General features: G+C 33.1%; 23 protein-coding genes. 14 read left to right on the plus strand and 9 right to left on the minus strand.

What is annotated here, in order from left to right; genetic code table 11:
• Window positions 1–308: 308 nt before the first annotated feature.
• Entirely contained in the window at window positions 309–2,069 is a 1,761-nt protein-coding gene (locus tag OO712_RS06415; protein WP_109876028.1) for a hypothetical protein, read from the minus strand.
• A 492-nt stretch (window positions 2,070–2,561) separates the two neighbouring features.
• On the opposite strand from OO712_RS06415, the gene OO712_RS06420 reads away from it, so the two are divergent.
• From OO712_RS06420 to OO712_RS06445, 6 genes are all read left to right on the plus strand, one after another.
• On the plus strand, window positions 2,562–2,930 hold the full coding sequence (locus OO712_RS06420; RefSeq protein ID WP_109876029.1) for a hypothetical protein: 369 nt from the start codon (window positions 2,562–2,564) through the stop codon (window positions 2,928–2,930).
• 146 nt (window positions 2,931–3,076) lie between these two features.
• Window positions 3,077–3,370, plus strand: a complete 294-nt coding sequence (locus OO712_RS06425; protein WP_109876030.1) for a hypothetical protein — start codon at window positions 3,077–3,079, stop codon at window positions 3,368–3,370.
• 32 nt (window positions 3,371–3,402) lie between these two features.
• Complete coding sequence (locus tag OO712_RS06430) at window positions 3,403–5,019, plus strand: FAD-dependent thymidylate synthase (RefSeq protein WP_109876254.1); 1,617 nt, start codon at window positions 3,403–3,405, stop codon at window positions 5,017–5,019.
• Window positions 5,020–5,058: 39 nt separating this feature from the next.
• Complete coding sequence (gene msrB / locus OO712_RS06435) at window positions 5,059–5,454, plus strand: peptide-methionine (R)-S-oxide reductase MsrB (RefSeq protein ID WP_109876031.1); 396 nt, start codon at window positions 5,059–5,061, stop codon at window positions 5,452–5,454.
• Between the two features lie 376 nt (window positions 5,455–5,830).
• The gene (locus OO712_RS06440) at window positions 5,831–6,868 is read left to right on the plus strand and encodes a homoserine dehydrogenase (RefSeq protein ID WP_342453486.1); all 1,038 of its coding nucleotides are present in this window, start codon (window positions 5,831–5,833) and stop codon (window positions 6,866–6,868) included.
• The gene (locus tag OO712_RS06445; RefSeq protein WP_109876034.1) at window positions 6,865–7,341 is read left to right on the plus strand and encodes a PUA domain-containing protein; all 477 of its coding nucleotides are present in this window, start codon (window positions 6,865–6,867) and stop codon (window positions 7,339–7,341) included. The genes OO712_RS06440 and OO712_RS06445 overlap by 4 nt, the downstream gene beginning before the upstream one ends.
• Here OO712_RS06445 and OO712_RS06450 read toward each other — a convergent pair.
• Entirely contained in the window at window positions 7,338–7,808 is a 471-nt protein-coding gene (locus OO712_RS06450) for a Mut7-C RNAse domain-containing protein (protein WP_109876035.1), read from the minus strand. The genes OO712_RS06445 and OO712_RS06450 overlap by 4 nt on opposite strands.
• A 26-nt stretch (window positions 7,809–7,834) precedes the next feature.
• The gene (locus tag OO712_RS06455; protein WP_225866796.1) at window positions 7,835–8,431 is read right to left on the minus strand and encodes an Ntn hydrolase family protein; all 597 of its coding nucleotides are present in this window, start codon (window positions 8,429–8,431) and stop codon (window positions 7,835–7,837) included.
• Window positions 8,432–8,526: 95 nt separating this feature from the next.
• Here OO712_RS06455 and OO712_RS06460 point away from each other — a divergent pair, with 95 nt between their 5' ends.
• Complete coding sequence (locus OO712_RS06460; protein WP_109876036.1) at window positions 8,527–8,943, plus strand: DoxX family protein; 417 nt, start codon at window positions 8,527–8,529, stop codon at window positions 8,941–8,943.
• Here OO712_RS06460 and OO712_RS06465 read toward each other — a convergent pair.
• Genes OO712_RS06465 through OO712_RS06475 form a run of 3 tightly spaced genes read right to left on the minus strand, consistent with a single transcriptional unit; the run spans window position 8,940 to window position 12,112 of the window.
• Entirely contained in the window at window positions 8,940–10,292 is a 1,353-nt protein-coding gene (locus tag OO712_RS06465; protein ID WP_109876037.1) for a M20/M25/M40 family metallo-hydrolase, read from the minus strand. The two genes, OO712_RS06460 and OO712_RS06465, sit on opposite strands and share 4 nt — an antisense overlap.
• A 5-nt stretch (window positions 10,293–10,297) precedes the next feature.
• Window positions 10,298–11,161: an NAD(P)H-hydrate dehydratase gene (locus OO712_RS06470; protein ID WP_109876038.1), complete on the minus strand. Its 864-nt coding sequence runs from the start codon at window positions 11,159–11,161 to the stop codon at window positions 10,298–10,300.
• A 33-nt stretch (window positions 11,162–11,194) separates the two neighbouring features.
• The gene (locus OO712_RS06475; protein WP_109876039.1) at window positions 11,195–12,112 is read right to left on the minus strand and encodes a tRNA (adenine-N1)-methyltransferase; all 918 of its coding nucleotides are present in this window, start codon (window positions 12,110–12,112) and stop codon (window positions 11,195–11,197) included.
• A 317-nt stretch (window positions 12,113–12,429) separates the two neighbouring features.
• Here OO712_RS06475 and OO712_RS06480 point away from each other — a divergent pair, with 317 nt between their 5' ends.
• From OO712_RS06480 to OO712_RS06490, 3 genes are all read left to right on the plus strand, one after another.
• Window positions 12,430–12,780, plus strand: coding sequence for a hypothetical protein (locus OO712_RS06480; RefSeq protein ID WP_109876040.1), 351 nt, complete (start codon window positions 12,430–12,432; stop codon window positions 12,778–12,780).
• 64 nt (window positions 12,781–12,844) lie between these two features.
• Window positions 12,845–12,982: a hypothetical protein gene (locus OO712_RS06485; protein WP_179372614.1), complete on the plus strand. Its 138-nt coding sequence runs from the start codon at window positions 12,845–12,847 to the stop codon at window positions 12,980–12,982.
• 48 nt (window positions 12,983–13,030) lie between these two features.
• On the plus strand, window positions 13,031–13,543 hold the full coding sequence (locus OO712_RS06490) for a hypothetical protein (protein ID WP_109876041.1): 513 nt from the start codon (window positions 13,031–13,033) through the stop codon (window positions 13,541–13,543).
• Window positions 13,544–13,556: 13 nt separating this feature from the next.
• Here the strand turns inward: OO712_RS06490 and OO712_RS06495 are convergent, their stop codons facing one another.
• Window positions 13,557–13,724 (minus strand): hypothetical protein, encoded by a 168-nt coding sequence (locus OO712_RS06495; RefSeq protein WP_200829022.1) that lies wholly within the window; start codon window positions 13,722–13,724, stop codon window positions 13,557–13,559.
• 199 nt (window positions 13,725–13,923) lie between these two features.
• Here OO712_RS06495 and OO712_RS06500 point away from each other — a divergent pair, with 199 nt between their 5' ends.
• Both OO712_RS06500 and OO712_RS06505 read left to right on the plus strand, forming a co-directional pair.
• Complete coding sequence (locus OO712_RS06500) at window positions 13,924–14,535, plus strand: hypothetical protein (RefSeq protein ID WP_109876043.1); 612 nt, start codon at window positions 13,924–13,926, stop codon at window positions 14,533–14,535.
• 397 nt (window positions 14,536–14,932) lie between these two features.
• On the plus strand, window positions 14,933–15,520 hold the full coding sequence (locus tag OO712_RS06505; protein WP_109876256.1) for a response regulator: 588 nt from the start codon (window positions 14,933–14,935) through the stop codon (window positions 15,518–15,520).
• A gap of 156 nt (window positions 15,521–15,676) precedes the next feature.
• On the opposite strand, the gene OO712_RS06510 is transcribed toward OO712_RS06505, so the two are convergent.
• Window positions 15,677–17,563 (minus strand): arginine--tRNA ligase, encoded by a 1,887-nt coding sequence (locus tag OO712_RS06510; protein WP_109876044.1) that lies wholly within the window; start codon window positions 17,561–17,563, stop codon window positions 15,677–15,679.
• 1 nt (window position 17,564) lies between these two features.
• A complete protein-coding gene (locus tag OO712_RS06515) occupies window positions 17,565–18,260 on the minus strand; it encodes a phosphoglycolate phosphatase (RefSeq protein WP_109876045.1) in 696 nt (231 codons plus the stop codon).
• 326 nt (window positions 18,261–18,586) lie between these two features.
• On the opposite strand from OO712_RS06515, the gene OO712_RS06520 reads away from it, so the two are divergent.
• Window positions 18,587–19,690 carry an OBG GTPase family GTP-binding protein gene (locus OO712_RS06520; protein ID WP_109876047.1) on the plus strand — a complete coding sequence of 368 codons (1,104 nt, stop codon included), beginning with the start codon at window positions 18,587–18,589 and terminating at the stop codon, window positions 19,688–19,690.
• A 295-nt stretch (window positions 19,691–19,985) separates the two neighbouring features.
• Complete coding sequence (locus OO712_RS06525; RefSeq protein WP_264953647.1) at window positions 19,986–20,255, plus strand: hypothetical protein; 270 nt, start codon at window positions 19,986–19,988, stop codon at window positions 20,253–20,255.
• The last annotated feature ends 188 nt before the right edge of the window (window positions 20,256–20,443 follow it).

Raw genomic sequence — 20,443 nt, forward strand, 5'->3', positions numbered from 1 at the left:
TGAAAACTTTCACGATATAGAATTTGATAACTAATTAAGGAAACTTTTTGACCAAAAGTGTCAAGAGGTTACTCCTTATACGCACACGTATGACACGCTACATAAATTGGTGATACCTATTCTTTGTTCCAGCTTAGTATGGAAATTGCAACAATTCCATCACGTTTTCATTCCTCAATTCCTTATGCCAACCCTATAGGGAAAATAGAGGAATTAAGGAAAAAGGAATGAATCTAGTCATGGATTTCCATCAAAAATTCCTCGAAAACGACTGATTTTCCTTTAAAATTACGCCTAGTTTCACCCAATTATGACAAATCGTCTTGATCAGACTGTTTTTTTTTCCAGTTGCCATACCAGTTTGATAGTGCTTTTGGCGTTTTTTGTTCAAATTCCATGTTAGGAATAACACCCTCATTTTGCAACTGGGTCAATTCATCTTTAATCTGTGTCCAATTCCAACCTTGTTTTCTATATCCATTAATTCTTTTGAAAATATCATCTTTGATTTTCTTCATATTTTTTGATGCGTCTTTTCTTTCCTTTTTTGATAATGCAGATTTTTCAATTGGTTTCTTTTCTTTGTTAATGGTCCATCTAATTCCAGTATACTGTAAGAAATCTTCTGTTGATTGTCGATGATGCCAGGATGGAAGATTGACGGTAATTAATTTGATTTCTTGATTTTGCCATGTAACGTATGCCTTGTTATCAGGTAGTTCATCAACATATGGTCGTCTATCATCCAGATATTTTTTTAATTTTGAATGTTTTCTTTCAATAACTCGCAACTGTTCAATTTTTTCAATGAATTGTTTTTTGTAAACACGTCTTGCCAATCCTAATCTATCATATTCAACCTTTGAGAACAACCATGAAAAATTTTCACCAAGAATATTTCTAGAGCCTCTTTTAACAATTGTTAGATTTCCTTGTTTCTTAATTCCAGAATACAAATCTTCTGGGTCTTGATAATCACACAACAACCATGTTTTAAAATGTCTAGCCTCTGGAACATATCCAAATACTGCCTTTTTTGATATCCCTGCATCTTTATCACCGTGCAAATTACTGGATGGTGCAACAGAGCGAACCTCGTTAATTACAATAGCAACCTTATGCCATGCCTTTTGTTTTCTTGTCCAATACTTTCTAGGCTTTTTTACATCATGTTGTGTTAAAGGCATAAAATGGCCCGAATTAGTCATTAGATTAGGCATCATTTTGAATATCTCAGCTAATGTATAGAATTTGTCCATTTCACCATCAAATAGGCTTGGATTCATTGAGACAATTCTGTGTTCTTTTCTAGAATCAAGAATTATTTTTGTAAATTCATCATGGAATTTTATTTTCCTATCAGCAGTTGTAGGGGTTGTAAAATACTGAACCTTGATTACTGGTTTTGGTCGGGCATATTCAGGAATTAGTAATTTTCCTTGTTTTAACAACTCTTTTTGAAAAGTTGTAATCTCACTGAAATATTCAGAATAATGCTTCAAATCGCTGAAATAGAACCCATTAAAGCGATCAAGGGATTCTTGGTCAAACTCTAGATAATCAGGAACCGCAACAGTTATCGGAATTGCCCTATGACAATTACAATGAAGCAATTCTCTTTTGGACAGTTGTAATCCAAATTCAGTAAGTTTTAGTTGCGTTTCATCATAATGCTCAATTAAATTCTCTTCAAGCGCAATATCCTTGTATTGTTCATATTCATCTCCATACAGACCTTTTGATGCACATCTTTCTCTATGATTTCCTTGATGTGTTTTGTCTGAAAATACATCAACAATTATTTTGAGTTTGTCATAATGATATTTGCAATTATTGTTGATTGCGTAGTATAGATTTTCTAGACTTCTTGCACCCCAAATATGTAAAATGGTGAAACCCTGATTGTATAATTTTTCAACAGTTTCATCAACCATCACAGATTTTCCCGAACCTCTCATACCCTGATAGAACAGAATTTGGGGTTCATCAAAATTCAACCAATCCTTGGATGCATTTTTGATAGGTTTTCCATCTTTGAATGCAGGTACAAAATCATATGTTTGAGACAATAATTATTTAAAATTAAAACAAGATATTAGATAGCACAGGCGACAAAAAATCAATATTACAATACAATAACCTCCCCTTTTAGCCTCAATACTGTATAGTTTAGGATCTCATGATTTGTAATATGCTAGGATGTAATTCAGAAGCATTTACCCAAGTAATGTTCTATTATTTTGAGGACAGTATGAAAAAACCATTCTGTAAAGAGATTATGAGATTTTGTATTAACCATGCTAAAATGATTTCAAAAGAGAATACATCAATTAGGATTCAAATTATGAATTGAGAAAAGTTGAGATAGATATTAGAGATAGAGATTATCTAGACTTTTTGTCAATCTGTATTGAAGAAGAATTATCAGTTGAAGATAAACTCAAGAACATCATCAAATATCATTTGATAATTTATAGGAACAAAACAAGAATAAAAAACAGAAAATTATTTGATTGCTAATGTTGCATAACGGTTAAGTTCTAAAAAACATTAATTACATTATGACCGATTATAGAGCAATATTTGTAGCGATTGCAATGTTAGTTGTGTTTTTTGTGTTTGTAGTACCGCTATTATTAGAATCTGTTTCGAATATGAATAATCAAGAAATGGTAGAAAATCTAGAAGATAAATTGATTGAATATTGTGGACTATCAAACAAAGTATCAAAAATCTATGAAGTCTTAGAATCATTGAATCTAGATACCCTGGATGAAAGAACCAAGCAAATCTACTGGGATTTAGGAAATGGTAATGAGGTGTCTAAATGTGATATGTTGTATTTCTACCAACAATTGAATGAAGATAACAAGAAAAAATTGAATTGGTTTGAATTTGCTTGTAATGTCAATGATTGTTTGAAGAAATAATGAAAAATACCTTATCAGCAATTAGGCGTGGAATTTTAGTAATAGTATGAATTGCTGTATTGTCAACTTTAAGTAACATTAAATTCACTAACTTTCGGAACCAATATCTTAGCAATTTTAAAATTTAGAGAGAAAGTACCAATCTCATGATTCAAAGAGAAGAACTTGAACAAATTTTGAATTTTGTAGCAAACAGATGGATTGAAACTACAAAAGATCCAAACAGTAAAGCTTTGGAAAATCTACCAAATGATTTTTGGATGAATTCAATTGGTGGAAAAACAGCAAAAAAAGGATTCTGGGTAACAACATTGATGTATACAGAAAATGAAGATGATGCCGCATCTTTCAAAGAAGTGTTGCTAAGATGGCAAGCAAAAGGCCAAGACAAAAATAGAGACAAAGGTCCCGATCTAATTCAAATTGGAAAAAAGAAATAGACTATTAATAATTGATTTTCCAGATATGTGTGTTGTCAGAATTTTCAACCAATGAAAAAAAGATTTTAGCAGATCACTTTTCAAATACAGAAGGAAATGTCTTTGCAATAATTACACCGCGACAAGTAGATCGTGGAGCTTTGATGTCAAGATACAGCAGAACTGACAAAAGTATGAGAAGAATATTTCTTGATGAGTTTTTAAAAAATAAAAATAGAGGAGAAGAATTTTACAATCGAGTTCTTTTAGAGTATGGCGATGATTCTGTTGCAGAATTAGGAGAAGCACAAATTGCAATTGAAGGATTGACAAATATCGCAGTAAAAAAAATAGAAGACAGAAGAATAGGATTATCATATTTAGAAAAATCATCAAGATATGTAGCATGGAACAAAAAAGAAAAAGGAAAATACAGATTTTATAGAGATCCTGAAATTACGAAATCAAAATTTGCAGATATGTATGAAGAAACATGTAATTTTTCTTTTGATGTTTATTCAAAAAATATAGAGCCAATGATAAATTATATCAGAGAAAAATACCCCATTGAAAAATATAGTTTCAAAGACTCAGCAGATGGAAAAGAAAAATTATTTCCCAAGTTGAAAAATGAATCAGACATAAGATCAGCACATATGATTTACAGAGGTTCAACCAAAGCTAAAGCATTAGATATTCTCAGAGGGTTACTACCGGCATCAACTTTGACTAATGTTGGAATCACAGGAAATGGACGAGCTTTCGAGTATCTTCTTACAGTTTTAGGCTCATCTGAATTAAAAGAAGAACAAGATCTGGCATCAAAAATCAAAAAAGAGTTGGATACAACGATAAAATCATTTGTTAGACGAGCAGATGACAAATACGGAAAAGCATTCCAAAAATATCTCAAAGACATCAAAAACAAATCCAAAGCAATTGCAAAAACAAAAATTAAATCAAATCCAACATTAGGAATAAGAACACAACTTGTAGATTATGAATCCGAGAAAAATGCAATAGATAAAATCATCACAGGCATAATTTATGAGCAATCTCCAAGTACTTCATATCAAAATATATCTCATCAGGTAAAGAAAATTTCTAAACAAAATAAAATCAAAATTATTGAGGAATTCACAAAACTTAGAAAAAATAGGAGACATAGGCCGTCACGAGCATTTGAAACAGTTTATTATACTTTTGATTTGTGTAACAATTTTGGAATGTTCAGGGATTTTCACAGACACAGAACACTGACTTTAGAGAGGCAGTTACTTACAACAGATCATGGTTACAGCATTCCAGATGAGATCAAAATTCTTGGAGTTGAAAAAGACTTTAGAGACTGTATGAAGAAAACGAAAGAGACCTTTGATAAAATCAGAACAAGATATCCAGAACAGGGACAATATGTTGTAAACTTTGCATATAATTATCCATATTTTATGAAATTCAATCTTAGAGAAGCATGTCACTTAATCGAACTAAGAACAGTTCCACAAGGACATATAGATTACAGACGCGTAGCACAACAAATGTTTCATGAGATCAATAAAGTACATCCAAGCTTAAGCAAAATTATGAAATTTGTAGATTTGAAAGAATATGATTTAGAAAGATTTGAATCAGAAAAAAGAACGGAAGAAAAACGAAAGCAAATTAAATAATAGAACAATATTCTAATATAGAAAAAAATAACATAATTCATGACAAAAAAAGTTACTGAAAATCCTGAAGAATGGAAAGAAAAATTAACACCGGAACAGTATGAAATTTGTATCAATCACGGCACAGAACCACCATTTTCTGGAAAATACAATAATTCCAAGATTGAAGGATATTTCAGATGTGTTTGTTGTGGAGAAGATCTTTTTTCCTCAGATGCAAAATTTGATTCAGGTTCAGGATGGCCTAGTTTTTGGAAACCAGTGGCAGAAGAGAAGATAGAGTATGTTTCAGATACAGATTACGGAATGATCAGGACTGAGGTAAATTGTAAAAATTGTGGTTCCCATCTTGGTCATGTTTTTGATGACGGTCCAAAGCCTACAAACCAAAGATATTGTATTAATTCAGTTTCATTAAAACACGAAAAAGACTGAGAATCAATAATGGATTCACCAACGATGATGTATTTTTTGAACAAACAATGTATTATGAGTATAGCACATTATGAAATATTATGAAAGATCTAAAATGTGAACATCATTGGACATCAAATGGATCATATTTCTGCATCCATTGTGGTGCAGACATTAGCAAAAGAACATAGATCAGTTAAACAAAATTCTGAAAACACTGATTATCGATACACATCATTTTAGCCATGAATTTGATTAAAAATAACAAGAAATGGACTAAGAATATTTATGAAAGCAACCAGTCAATCCACACTATGATACTAATTCATCATAACACGAAATATTTAGAATCAGATACAGCCATTGATAGTGATTCCAGCAATAACAAGAACTTCAAATATGTAACAAAAAGGAAGGAAAGGATTTGAGAATAATCTTATGTGGATTCGGTGTTGTTGGACAAAGTTTACTGAAATTATTTGAGTCAAGATCTGAAGACCTTTATGCGAAATATGGATTAAAACCAAGAGTTGTAGGAGTTTTTGACAGCAAAGGAAGCGCAGTTGATTCATCAGGATTAGAATTCAACAAACTGATGGACGTAAAGAAAAAATTTGGTACGGTGAAAAATTATTCTGATAAAAAAAATTCAATGTCAGGTATAGAAATGCTAAAAAATGTTGAGGCAGATGTTCTAATTGAGACTACCGCTAGTAATTATAAAGATGCCGAGCCTGGAATGACTCACATCATTACTGCTATGAAAAAAAGAATGCATGTAATTTCAGTCAACAAAGGACCGCTTGCATTAGCTTTTCCATCTTTGTTGGAACTTGCAGCATACAATCAAGTAATGTTCAAGTTTAGCGGGACAGTCGGAGGCGGAACGCCAATTTTGGATTACGCCAAAAAAAGCCTCAGAGGTGAAAGAATTACTTCTTTTGCAGGAATCTTAAACGGAACAACAAATTATATTTTGACAAATATGGCCACGGGCATGTCATTTGAGGAAGCACTAAAGGATGCAAAAAATAAAGGATATGTGGAAGCCGATGAATCTTTGGATTTGGATGGTTTGGATGCTGCAGCCAAATTAGTAATTCTTGCAAACTGGATAATGGGGATGAAAGTAACATTACCAGACATCAATTGCACAGGTATACGAAATGTCACAACTGAGGATATTAAAAAAGCAGAAAAAAATAACTGCTCTGTCAAACTCATCGCATCTTGCAACAAAGAACTTGTTGTAGGTCCTAAAGAGATATCGAAAGATGATCCGCTTTGTGTCAATGGAACACTAAATGCAATTGCGTTTACATCGGAACACTCAGGCACGCAGACAATTATTGGCAGAGGTGCAGGAGGCATGGAAACTGCCAGTTCCATTTTAAGAGATTTGTTAGACATCAGACAAGAGATTGCAAGAACTTGAAATCAAATCTAATTTCAAAAAGCGAGACTTCCACACTCCTTAAAACAGTCTCAGAAAAATGGGGAATTGAGTTTCCCAAAATAAAAAATCTCAAAGTACATCAAATTTTGGATGATGCACAAATAATCACAGGCGAGGGGATTAAAATATTGAAGATCAACGAAGATTATCTTCCATTTTTGTCAGAAACTAAAATGTTGGAAAAATTTCCAAATGTTACGGTAGATATGGGAGCGATAAAATTCATGTGTAAAGGAGCAAACGTAATGAGGCCAGGAATTAAAAAATATACAGAGTTTGAAAAAGATCAACTAGTTTGCATTGTAGAAGAATCTCAACACAAATTTTTAGCGGTTGGAAAGGCACTGGTGGCAAGTTCAGAGTTGGAGATTATGAAAAAAGGCGAAGTAATTAAAAACATCCATTATATTTCAGACAAGTTTTGGGAAACTGGAAAAATAATTTACGATTAAATTAAACATTTGAGTTTCTGAACAAACTCTTGTAATTTTTCAATGTGTGTTCCTTCCCAATAGATTTTATCACACACACCACATTTCCAAAATTTATCATGATAGTCTAAAATTCGTTTTGGAATTTTGTTTTGAATTTCAGATTTTTTAATTTGAAAAGTTTGAAAATTGCATTTGGTACATCTTGCTAAATCACCTGAAATTTTATTAATTTCCAAATTTGTTGTTTTTAAAATTTCTTTAAATTGTTCAATTTCGTCTTCTGTAGTGATACCGATAAATTGAATACCTTTCTTTTTTGCACGTCTGATTAGACATTCATCTTTGGATATTATTGTTCTGTTCTCATTTTTAGCTTTTTCTAATAGTTCATGATCATCAATGTCAGAAAAGTATTCAGTATCATATCCAAACAGTCTTAATTTTCTGGCAATATTGCCAAGCATTGCATCAACAAGAAATAACATATGTCAGTTTTATCAAAAATACAGAATTATTTGATTTGCTCTGTAAATTCTTCTGTACCATCTTTAGTGATTACAAGTATATCTATTCCATCACCACTTGCAGAATCTCTCAAAGCTGCTGAACGTACTGCCCTTTTTGCCAAATCTATTGCCTCATCCTTACTCAGGTTTGGTTTGAATTGTGGGTCTAGCACACCTAACGCCATTTCTGCCCCAGTTCCAACCGCAGCATACTCGTCAGGAAGAACGGAACCTAATGGATCAAGAGTATACATAATTGGTTTATCAACAACGCCGCCAACAATTACTTGAGTTAGTAATGGAAAGTATCTTCGCTCATACATCATATTTGACATCATTTTTGCAACAGTGTTAGGAGGGACATCCCTTTTGAGCTCCATTTTTCTGATTTTAGCAAGAGCTGATATTTGTAATGCTAAAATTTGCATATCAGCTACAAGACCAGCACATGCAGCACCTACTTTGTTAGTAATTGGAAATGTCTTTTTTGTGGATTTACTTACAAGAAAGTTACCAAAGGCTATTCTTTTCTCACTGGCAAAAACCACGCCGCCATCAAAAGTAATTCCAACAGCAGTTGCGCCGGGCATATACATTGACATAATCCAAATAATTTTGCCGCATAATAAAGGGCTTTCTACATTTTACGCGCAGATTACGGGTAAAATAATTATACGGAAAATCTGAGAGTAAAATATTGACTACAGCAGAAATTAGAGAGAAGATCCTAAACGATGTTGTCTTTATGGGCTTAAGATCTGCCGTAGGTGTGATCTTTATTCTTCATGGAATGTCAAAATTTAATCCAGGATTTGCCAATAATTTACCTAATATGGGACTTCCAATCGAAATGCAAATCCCATTGGCATTAGCTGAATTGGTTCCAGGTATTTTGATAATTGTTGGCGTGTTAAGTAGGTTGTCCGCATCACTACTTGCAGTCGTTATGTTAGGAGCAATTTTCATGATTAAAGGCGCAAAAAGTATTACTGGTCAAGGAGGGGTTGAATTAGATTTAATTTTACTAGCATCAGTATTAGTTGTTATGATAGTAGGTCCAGGAAGAATTTCGATTGCACAAGCAATCAAAAAATTACCTAGGTGTCTTCATTAACTTTTTCCAAAGTTTTGCATAATCAAACAAACACATTTTGTGGTTTTCTTTAACAAATCAATTCTAGCAAATTCATTTGGAGAATGAATTCTTGAAAACATGTATGTACTTCCAATGGAGATGCAGGGCACCTTTAAAATTTCGACAAAAGGATGCATTGGACCAGTTCCAGCATTCGAAACATTCAGGATAGATTTTCCAAATACTTTGTCAGCGGCATCTTTTACATGAGATACAAATGGATTTGAAGAATCAGTCCTAGCAGCTGCTTCACCATGAAAAATTTTGATTTTAACATCAGAGAATCCTTTAGATTTTAGATGATTTTTTAATCTCATTATTTGTTTTTTCGGGTCCATTTTAGGTACCAATCTAAAATCAATTTTGACTAATGCACTGCCAGGAAGAACGGTTTTGGCACCATCTCCAGTATATCCAGAGACAAATCCAGCAATATTGCAAGTGGCACCTGCCACTAAGGCTTTTTTGGCATCTAATCCTTTTTTGTCACCCAAAAAAGTTCGTATTCCAAATTCTTTTTTGAAGACGTCTTCATCAAACGGTTCGTCATCTATAATCTTCAAATCCTTTTTTGAAAGTGCTAAAACATCCTTGTACCAATCTTTAATGAGGATGTTTCCATTAGAATCACGCAATGTTTGTACTGCTTCAATCAATCTCCATGCAGGGTTTTTTATTAAAACCGCCAAGCTGGAATGAGCATCCCGTATAGATTCAGAAACGGACAGTTCAACGAACAACAATCCCTTCATACCAAGACCAATTATCGGCGTATTTTTTGCATCAATGTATCCAAATTCCCAAATAACACCATCACTAGAAAATTTCTTTCGATATTTTTTTAAATACTCTTCAATATGAGCGCTGCCGGTTTCCTCTTCTCCCTCTATCACAAATTTTATGTTGCATGGAACATCTCCTGTGGTTCTCAGATAAGCCTCAACTGCTTTTATTCTGGTAATTAATTCGCCCTTATCATCAGTGGCACCTCTCCCAAATATTTTGTTTCCTTTTCTTGTTCCACTGAATGGAGGATCATCCCACAAATCAAATGGTTCAGCTGGTTGTACATCATAATGGTTGTAAAACATCAAAGTTTTTTTTGGGTTTTGTATGGATTTTACCTCACCATAAACAATTGGGGCAACATTTTTTTTCAATCGTAATATTTCAGAAGATATTCCAGATTTTTTCAATATCCTTTGAACAAGTTTTGCACATTCTTCAATCCCTTCATTTTTTGCAGACACGCTAGGCTGTCGGATTAAAGTTTGAAGATCTGAAATCAGGTGGTCCATGTGAGAATCTATATGTTGAAGTGTTTTCATGTCAGTTACACGATTTTGTCAAATGGTTTCATTGCAGAAGGAATTGCATCTAACAAATCCATTGAAGTCATGTGTAATCCTATTTTCTTTTGAACTGCTTTTCCGGCTAATCCATTGATGAATGTAGCGGCTGCGGCAGATTCCAAAGAATTTCTATTCTTAGATAATAATCCTGCAACTAATCCTGAAAGCACATCACCCGTTCCCCCAACAGTCATTGCAGGAATTTTTTTCTCATATAGGTAAGTAGTAGAACCATTTGAAATGACATCAGTTGCACCCTTTAGTAAAACCGTAATTCCATATTCTTTAGCTTTTTTCTCTACAAGTTTGATTCTTTCATTTTTTGAATTAGATGGAGATTCCCCAAACAGTCTTTTAAATTCACCAGCATGAGGTGTCACTACAACATTTTTGTTTGCAAGTAAAGGCAAAATATCAGGAATTAGAGCACTGGCATCTAAGGATAAACGTACATCTCGATCTAAAAGAGATTTGACAAGATGTAACAGGGCATTCTTTTCTTGTATTGCAAGACCCATTCCAATTGTTGCAGAATCCAAATTTCTAGGTAAAGATCCTAAAAGCTTGTTTACTGCACCCCTAGTTAATTTTTGATCAACTAATGGAATGACAATAAGATTTGGTGAAATAGCACGTGTTGGAGTCACATTGATGTTCGGAACAGATGTATAAACCAAATCAGTTCCACATCTAAGAGCTGCAATTGAAGATAAGATAGGAGCACCATGATAGATGTAACTGCCACCGATTACAAGAACTACACCGTTATCACCTTTTCGAGATTTAGAGTTTCTTGCCGGAATGAATTTTTTAATAATTGTGACGTTTAGATTTTTTCTAACCATAACAACACATCATAAAAAATAGATGAATAAATCTTATTTCAAAGTTTTATGAGTTGATCCGAGTGATTTTTTGGTGGATTTCTTTGTACGTGTTGTTTTCTTGAGGGTTTTCTTTGGAGTTTTTGACGGGATTTTATCAATAGGAGGTTCCTCAGGAGATTTTCTCAATTGTCGGTCAAAAAATGCTTTTCTAGCAAAACACAGGTATGTAGTATGACCAATTCCTTGAAAGGAATGTCTGGTTTTCCCCTCTCTTGCTTCAATGGTTCGGATAATATGTTCAGTAGATTCTATATCAGTGAATTCATTTTCAACTAAAGCAGTGGTTAATTTTTCTAATTGATTCATCGTCGGACAAATTGCAAAGATACAACCGCTGCCTTTTAACATCTGCCTTACTTTAGGTATAACAATCCAAGGATCACCTAAATCAATTAACGCCACATCCATATCAGATAATGGTAAGGTTTTAGCAGTTTTCAAATCCAAATTTTGTTGTGTAACATATTTTGATACTCCAGCTTTTTTGATATTTTTTTCTGCAATTTTCATAAAATTTTCATCAACATCAAAAGTGTAAACATGTCCACGAGGCTTTACAATGTTTGCCACAAAAGAAGTGAGCGAGCCACTTCCAGTTCCAATCTCTAAAATCTTTTGGCCATCGCCAATCCCAGATCTTGCAACAATATAGCCAAGATCTTTTGGGTAGACAATCTGGGTACCGTGTTGAATTTTCATTACATAATCATACATTGTTGGTTCTAGAAGATAGACATACTTGTCTTTGTTTGTAGTTAACCTAGAGCCATATTCTTTGCCAATTGCATCAGAGTGTTTGATTACACCAATATGGGTGTGAAATGATTCTTTTTTTGAAATTTTTGCTAACCATTTTTTAGAATTATTATAAAAAAACAAAACAGGCGAATTTTGTTTTATTTTGGCCATGTTTTGTTCCTAAAAATTTTAGATAAGAATCTACTGATCTCATAAATTGGAAGTGAGTAAACGTTTAGAAAATTAACCTAAAAGTAATTTTTTTTGGTCCCGGGTTTTTAACAAAAACGTGGTTCTAACAGAGTCATTGAGTCAGAGACATCTTGCGGTGTTAGCTGGGGGCCCAGTGCTCACATAAACTAGTTAATACAATTACATAGTCTCCAAAGTAAGGGAGACTGTTTTTTTCTCTGGAACATGGAAAGATTGAAAAACAATCCAAGTTGCTACAAATAGTATTTTAATGCCAATATAGACATCAAAGTGAATTGACAGAGTTAAAGGTTCAAGGCTCAGGAGGATACATCATTGCAGATTTAACAGAAGAGCAAGCAAAAAAAGCAGATTTAGGCGTAGGGAAGTTGTTTTTGGCACCAATTGGAAAACTTGAGACCGAAAAAATGTTCAAACATTATTGTAATAATTGTGAAACAGAATTTGAAAATCCACCTACAATTCACCTTGAAGAGAACACCAATGAGGAAGTAGCAGACAACCTAATACTTGTTGAAAGAGGTCAATATACCTGCGAAAAATGCAGTTCAGTGATTGGCGAATACAGAGTATTCAAAAAGAATGATGAATCTGCAGATATCGGCAAAGCTAACCCGTCACAGTAATTCAAAAAACATAATGTACATCATACATAGTATTCAATAAATAAAGCGCTTTTTTACAAAGAGCATGTCAAACATGAAATGTGTATCATGTGGAATTAGTTTCTTTTCCCCAATGGGTTCGGACAAATGTTCCAGATGTGCAGGTAAAGAATCTCAAGGACATGAAGGTCATGATTCCTGTGGTTGTGGACACAGCCATTAATTCTTTTTTTTATAACATGGCATATTATACAAATGAGGGTTCAAACACATGGCAAAGACATCTGAAGAAATGAAAAGACAAGTGGAAGAATTTATCAAAATAACCAATATCAAATATGAAGATCAGACGGAAAAAGTCAGAGAAAAAAGCAAGATAGTAGAATGGCAATTCCATATTGGAGCAAACGTCATTGTTAGCAAAAATGCAAACAGGGATGACAGAATTCAAGTCAATGTCAACATGAGATTCCCTCCAGAAGATGCAAAACTACTAGTATTGAAAAATCCATCATTTTCAAAAGCAATTATGGAGATTAGTGAAATTTGCACAATTTGTGGAGTAGGACATCAATGGATGAAAGATAAAGAGGACATCATAGGATTGGCAATTTTTGCACATGTTGATGAACATGTATTAGACAGAGTTTCTTTTCATAATACATGGGATAATGTTGCCAGGGTATCAGGGCACATACAAAAGATATTACGCGCAAATTTTAGTGGATTTCCAACACCTAATAGTGCATCGGATGAAACAATAGACAAATCGATGTATGGATAAATTTGAAAAAAGATTAGATATTTTCACATTTTGGACATTTGAATCCATTAGTGACATCACCACAAGATTCACAGTTAAGGTTTATTTTGAAATAGGCATACTTTGAAGTCTTAAAATATTTTCCAATCAATACTGTAAACAGAATTATTCCAAATCCCATTCCAATCCAGGATAAATCCATCAGAATAGAATTGGTTTGAATTAAAATAAGTGTAGAGATTATCAAAATAGACAAACAGTGAATCAAAAAATGAAGCTTGGGCAAACTTTGATTTTACAAAAATGACAACGCAACTAAAAATCAGATTAATTAAAAAATTCATAAAATTAGAATTTCACATATTCGCCAACAATAAAATAGTTCAGAGGAAAAGAGAATCATGAAAGAAATATCCATATCATCGCTATTAAAAAATATGAATCAAGAGAATAATTACGAGGATGATTTGTGGAAAACATGTTTAGATGAAAAAGGAAGAAGATACAGAAGAAAAGATATCAGTAATTCATTAAAAAAATTAGCAGTGTTGGGATTTATTAAAAAAATTAGAATATCAGGAACAGATACATACTATAATAAAATATACTATTCAAATTCTGATGACTATGTCGGATTTGTCAACAACATCATGTTCAGCAATGAATCTAAAATTAAAGAATCATTAAAGAAATTAGAAAGCAAAAAAATATTTGTAGATATATCCAAAGACCTCAATTCTTACAAATTATCAGATCAGAGTAAAGTAAATTATGAAAAATTATTAGAAGCATTTTCAAACTTAACTGAACTTGCATCAGCAATACAACTAGTGAAAGATACAAGTACTGACGAGGATCTAAAAAAGAAATTGAATACATGTCATTTAGAAATTAAGGAAACATTGAAGGAAACTGGTGAAAAAATAATAAGAGATCGGAAATCAAATGAAATAATAGTATTACAAAGACGTTTTTCAGGTAGGATCCCAAATCCAGGATTTCTTAAACTTTGAGATTTTGCAAGGAGGTTTTTGGCTCATCAAGTCAAAAAATATCACTTCAGACAGATCAAAAACAAGAAAATACAAATTTTTATACTAGTTTTATTTTGCAGCATTATGAAATGTCAATGTACCAATGACTCATTGTGTATGTTCCACTATTCTGTAAAAAACCCAGATTCTATAAAACCAAAAAATTGAATGCTTAGATTTGACATACTGAGAATTCTCTTTTTATTACTTTAAACTAGAGACTGCCTTCTGGCAAGTTGGCACATTCCATATAGCCCAATATACCCATATGAATTGCAAAGCAAATTATTCAAAATTGTCATTTATTGTTATTGTTTGTCATAAACTACAAACAATTCATTATATCATAATTTTTTCTAAAATAATTCAATTAGCAATGGAACCATTACGTTATTGTAAAATTCTCATAGTTGATGATTCAGCTGCGTTTAGAGAGAAAATAAGATATGTTCTCACGGATGCGGAAATAGGCTATTACTACTATGAAGCAGTAGATGGAAGAGAGGCAGTTTCACAGTATATCACCAACAAACCGGATGTTGTAATCATGGATCTTATGATGCCAAATGTGGACGGATTATCAGCCATAAAAGCAATCAAAAAATATGATCCAGATGCAAAAATCATAGTTGCGTCAACAAGAGAGAACAAAGAATTAGTTCAAGACTCAATCAAAGGAGGAGTAAAAGACTACATCATAAAACCATTTCAGCCAGGAGCTGTAGTCATGGCAGTTTCAAAAGCATTAGTTGCAACTAAAGAATACAAAGAGAAAAAAGCAAAACCAGTAACATTTATCGACAAGCCTTTACTGTACAAAGGAGTTTATCATGGACATGTTGTCAATGTTAGCGAATATGGCGAATATGAGCTAAGTGCCAATCAAGATCCATTGACAAAAAAGCTTTTGCAAAAAGCACATGACATCAAAGACATGGGAAAGCATTACGAATTAGTATTATAACATAAAAATCCAATCTCAGATTCATTCAATGATTTCTCTGTGTCGATTAATTCAGACACTAAAGCAAAGTTTATTGAGATAAAACAATTCTCATAATAGTGATTGGTTTGCACGCCAACAAACCTAGAGTAGCAACATTGTTGTTGCTCTAGGACATTACATTCTGTCAGGTGCTGTTATCCCTAAAAGATCAAGAGATTTTTCCAGAGTAAGTTTAAACGAATTCACAAGACATAAACGAGAATTTTCTAATTTTTCATCGCCTAATTCCAAAACCTTACAATGCTCATAAAAAGAATTGAATGCTACAGCCAAATCATGGCAATATCTTGCAATAACTTTTGGAGATAAATTATTTGTAGCATCACGAACTTGTAAATTGAATAAACCTATATTTTTAATCAAGTCAATTTCGGATTTGTCTTTGAGTAAAGAAAAATCAACATCGATTGTAGGAGTTCTGTTGGATTTCTCCAAAATTCTCGATGCCCTGGCATGAGTGTATTGTATGTATGGGGCAGTGTCACCTTCTAAGCTAAGAGATTTTGTCAAATCAAATGTTATGATTTTATCCAAATCTTGTTTAATCATTTCATAACGTAAAGTGGCAACTGAAACACGATGAGCAATTTTTTCAATTTCAGATTTATCCATTTCAGGATGTCGCTTTTGAGTTTCCTCAGTTGTTTTATCTTTTAATAAGTCATAAACAGAATCTGCGTTTACATACAATCCTTTTCTACCAGACATCTGAGCTTGTTTTCCTTCAGTGTCCAAGCCAAGAGTCTTTGCAGTATCAGAACTCAGAGTCACGGATTCATACCCAAGGTGAACATATGCATCTGGTACTGACTTGAATTTTCCCATCAAAGAGGTAATAATTTTTTGCAGTCTTGCCTGACGAGAATCAATTACAGTTACTACTTTTTCACCTGAAAAATTTTGAGAGACGAGATTGCTTTTATTCAAAGTGGTTTGCCAAAGATCCCTAGAATTAGGCTGTAGTTTTTCATATTTTTCATAGTTAAACGGATCCTCTAGCAACCCCAATTTCCAAGCAGCATAAGGAATATCTTTGGCAATGTAGGTTGCAGTGCCATTACTTCTCACAATCACCTTATCATCTTCTTTGTCTTCTCCTCGAATTACCCAACAACCAGCATTCTTGCCATTATTTTCAAATTCGATCAAAGACATGGCCTTGAGTTTTTCAAAAATTTTACTCCACAACCCAGAACGGATTATCTGAGATTCAAAATTAAGGCAGTCGTAATAAACACCCAAATTCCAGCAAGTTTCCAGCTGATCTGCCAAAACTTTTCGAGTGATTTTATCTGCAAATTTTGCAGTTTCAGAATTTCCATCTTCTAGTTCTTTGAGAACATTTTTTCTTATTTCTTCAAGACTAGGATCTTCTTCATATTTTTCAGTTGTTTTAACATAAACATCATCACCACAATAATGATCAAATTTTTTTTCAGATGGTGGTTGTTCAGCAAAACCAAAGTATTTGAAACCAACTATGATGTCTGCAACTTGAAGACCAGAGTCATCAATATAATTTAGAACGTTGACTCTGTAATTTGCTTTTTTCAAAATTCGAGATACACAATCACCAATTATGATATTTCTTATATGTCCAATATGAAGAGCTTTGTTAGGATTAACACTAGTATGTTCTACTACAATGGCAGAATTCTTTCCAATATCCACATCACCGAATCCATCAAGATATGATTCAGATAAAATTAATTGATTTAATTTATTCCAATCTGCAAAGAAATTCAAATAACCAGAAGGATGCGCCTCTGATTTTAAAACCAAAGTATTGACACAATTTTTAAATTTTCCAGACAATAAATCAGCAATTTCTACAGGGCTTTTTTTGAGATGTTTAGCAAGCAAAAATGAAACATTTGAACTTACATCACCGAATCCTGATTTTGCAGGTTCTACTGTAAATTTTACATCAGATATTGAAAGTTCTGCAAGTATCTTCATGAGATTGTTTTCAATTTCATCAATGATTGATTTGAATGTCATATTATATCTCAGATAGTCTAGGTGCTAATTTATCTAATGCCTCAAGTACCCCATCGCCCGCATTAGCAGACACAGTCATCGTAGCCTCAGATTTAACAATTTCAGAAGCATTTCCAAGCGCAACACTTGTTTTTGCCAACCTAAACAAAGGAACATCTGTTGCACTATCGCCAATTGCGATCACATCATCTCTTAGAATTGAAAATTTCTCCATGATTTTGGAAAATCCTGTCCCCTTGTCAACACCAGAGGAATTGATGTGAAATGCGTACTGACTATCAGAAAGTTCTACATCAATATTGTTTTCAGAGAGTAACTTTCTAGCAAGGTCTAAATCAAATGTTCGTTCCAAAACAACTTCAGTCATTCTAGGAAAGACCAGTTTTTCTTTAACATTGTCAATACTGTTTTTCATCACGTTTAACGCAGTTTTACATTCTTCAATATTGCCTAACAAAATATGATCGTTTGAATCAAGGGTAATGCAACCGCCATTTTCCCCAACAGCAATTTTTGTTGTGCCTCCAAAGACGGATAGCAGATATCCCTCAACAGATGATCTTCCAGTTACAAAAATCACAGTATGCCCCATATTGGTTAATCGTCTTAATGCATCAAGTGCGTCCAAATGAATCCTACCCCCACCATTCTCAGTTATGGTACCATCAATATCTACTGCAAAGGTTCTTTTTTTCACAAAAATGGTTTTTCAAACCGAATAATATTTGCTACGTAAGAAGATATCAAAACTTGGATCAAAATCAAATACACCTTATTATTAAAATGAAAATGAAATGGTTAAGAAAGGAACAATAGAAGAAATTTTCAGTAAAGCATTGTTTGCAGATGAACCTAAAGAATACAGAATTTCTTATAGAGATTTTCAAAGGATAAAAGAAACATCATTACCAGAATTTTTAGTACGGTCAAATAATTTTCAGACTATTCCAATTAGTAGAATTAAGAGCATAAAGAAGAGTAATACGATTTTATTTGAAAAGAATTAATGAAAGGTGAACAGTATTGGGAATTCCTGAGAAAATTAAAGCCATTCAAGATGAAATGGCAAAAACGCAGATTAACAAAGCTACGGAACATCATATCGGTCTTCTAAAAGCCAAGATTGCAAAGCTGAAAAGAGAGCAAGAAGCAGACATTACCAAAAAATCAGGAATGAAACAGGACGGGTTTGACGTTAGAAGAAGCGGTGATGCAACAGTGGTATTCATCGGATTGCCAAGTGTTGGGAAATCAACACTTCTAAACAAAATGACTGGGGCAAAATCTGCAGTTGGTGCTTTTCAGTTTACAACATTAACAGTGGTTCCAGGTATGATGGAATACAGAGGTGCAAAAATCCAAGTACTAGACCTCCCGGGGATTATCAAGGGAGCATCTACAGGAAAAGGATTAGGAAAAAGAATTTTATCGGTTGCAAGAACAGCTGATTTGGTATTACTTGTATTAGATGTGTTTCAGCCATTTCATGAAGATGTGTTAATTAATGAATTGGGAAACATAGGAATTAGATTAAATCAACTACCTCCAAACATCACAATAGAAAAAGCAGCAATGGGAGGAATTGCAATTGCTCAACAAGTAAAATTAACAAAAATTACAGAAAAACATCTCAAAGATATTTTACATCTTTATGGGATTGTTAGTGCACGAGTTGTTGTAAGAGAAGATCTAACCTCAGAACAATTATCTGATCATATTGCCGGAAATATCAGTTATTCAAAAGCGCTTACAATTTTGAATAAAATTGATCTAGTAGACAAAGAGTTTCTAAAAGATTTGAAAACAAAAATAAAATCAGACGTTATTGAGGTATCAGCAAACTCAGACATCAATGTGGGTTTGCTAAAAGAAAAGATCTATGAGAAACTAAAATTCATCAGAATTTACATGAGGCCAAAAGGAGGAGAGACAGATTTCAAAGAGCCCCTTATTGCCAGAGAAGGAGATACTGTTGAAGATATTTGTAACAAGCTACATCGTAGATTAAAAAGAGAATTCAGATATGGTCTAGTATGGGGTAAAAGTGTCAAGTTTGGAGGACAGAGAGTAGGCTTGAATCATATTTTGTTGGACGAGGATATACTGACAATAATTAAAAGACGTTAGTGAAATTTTTAAAAAAAATAAAAATGGATCAGCATAAAAATTAAAAATCATTTGAACTTTTCATCAAAACAATTAGAAAACAATTTCTTTATCCAAAGTTGTAATATTCAAGCGTAAAATGAAGAATATTTCGAGTAAAACAAGAAAGAGAAGAAATGATACATGATTCAAAATATTGTTGTGAATTTAACGATCAACCAAATATTGAAGAAAAAATTACTTGACAAATTGTAATCAAATTGTGTAAATTTCTTTAGTTTAACCACTGAAAAACAATGAAAAACTCGATTCAACAATGGCTACAAAAAGAAAAGCTGCAACTAAACGTAGATCAACTAAAACATCTACAAAAGCAGCTCCTAAAAGAAAAGCAGCAGCAAAACGTAAAGCAGCTCCTAAGAGAAAAACTGCAGCAAAAAAAGCAGCTCCTAAAAGAAAAGCAGCAGCAAAACGTAAAGCAGCTCCTAAGAGAAAAACTGCAGCAAAAAAAGCAGCTCCTAAAAGAAAAGCAGCAGCAAAACGTAAAGCAGCTCCTAAGAGAAAAACTGCAGCAAAGAGACGATAAAATCGTCAATAAACTAACAATCGTCATCTAGACGACGAATTGTTTTCCTTTTTCTAAATTCATTAGTGAAAACTATTCGGTATCAGATTTTTCAAAACAATTTACAAAAAATGAAATCGTGTCAATCAAAAAATTTGAAAATTGTTTGAAACCAAAAAGGAGAAAAATTTCAAAATAATTTAAAATAT

It is taken from the genome of Nitrosopumilus zosterae (assembly GCF_025998175.1).
Lineage (GTDB): Archaea > Thermoproteota > Nitrososphaeria > Nitrososphaerales > Nitrosopumilaceae > Nitrosopumilus > Nitrosopumilus zosterae.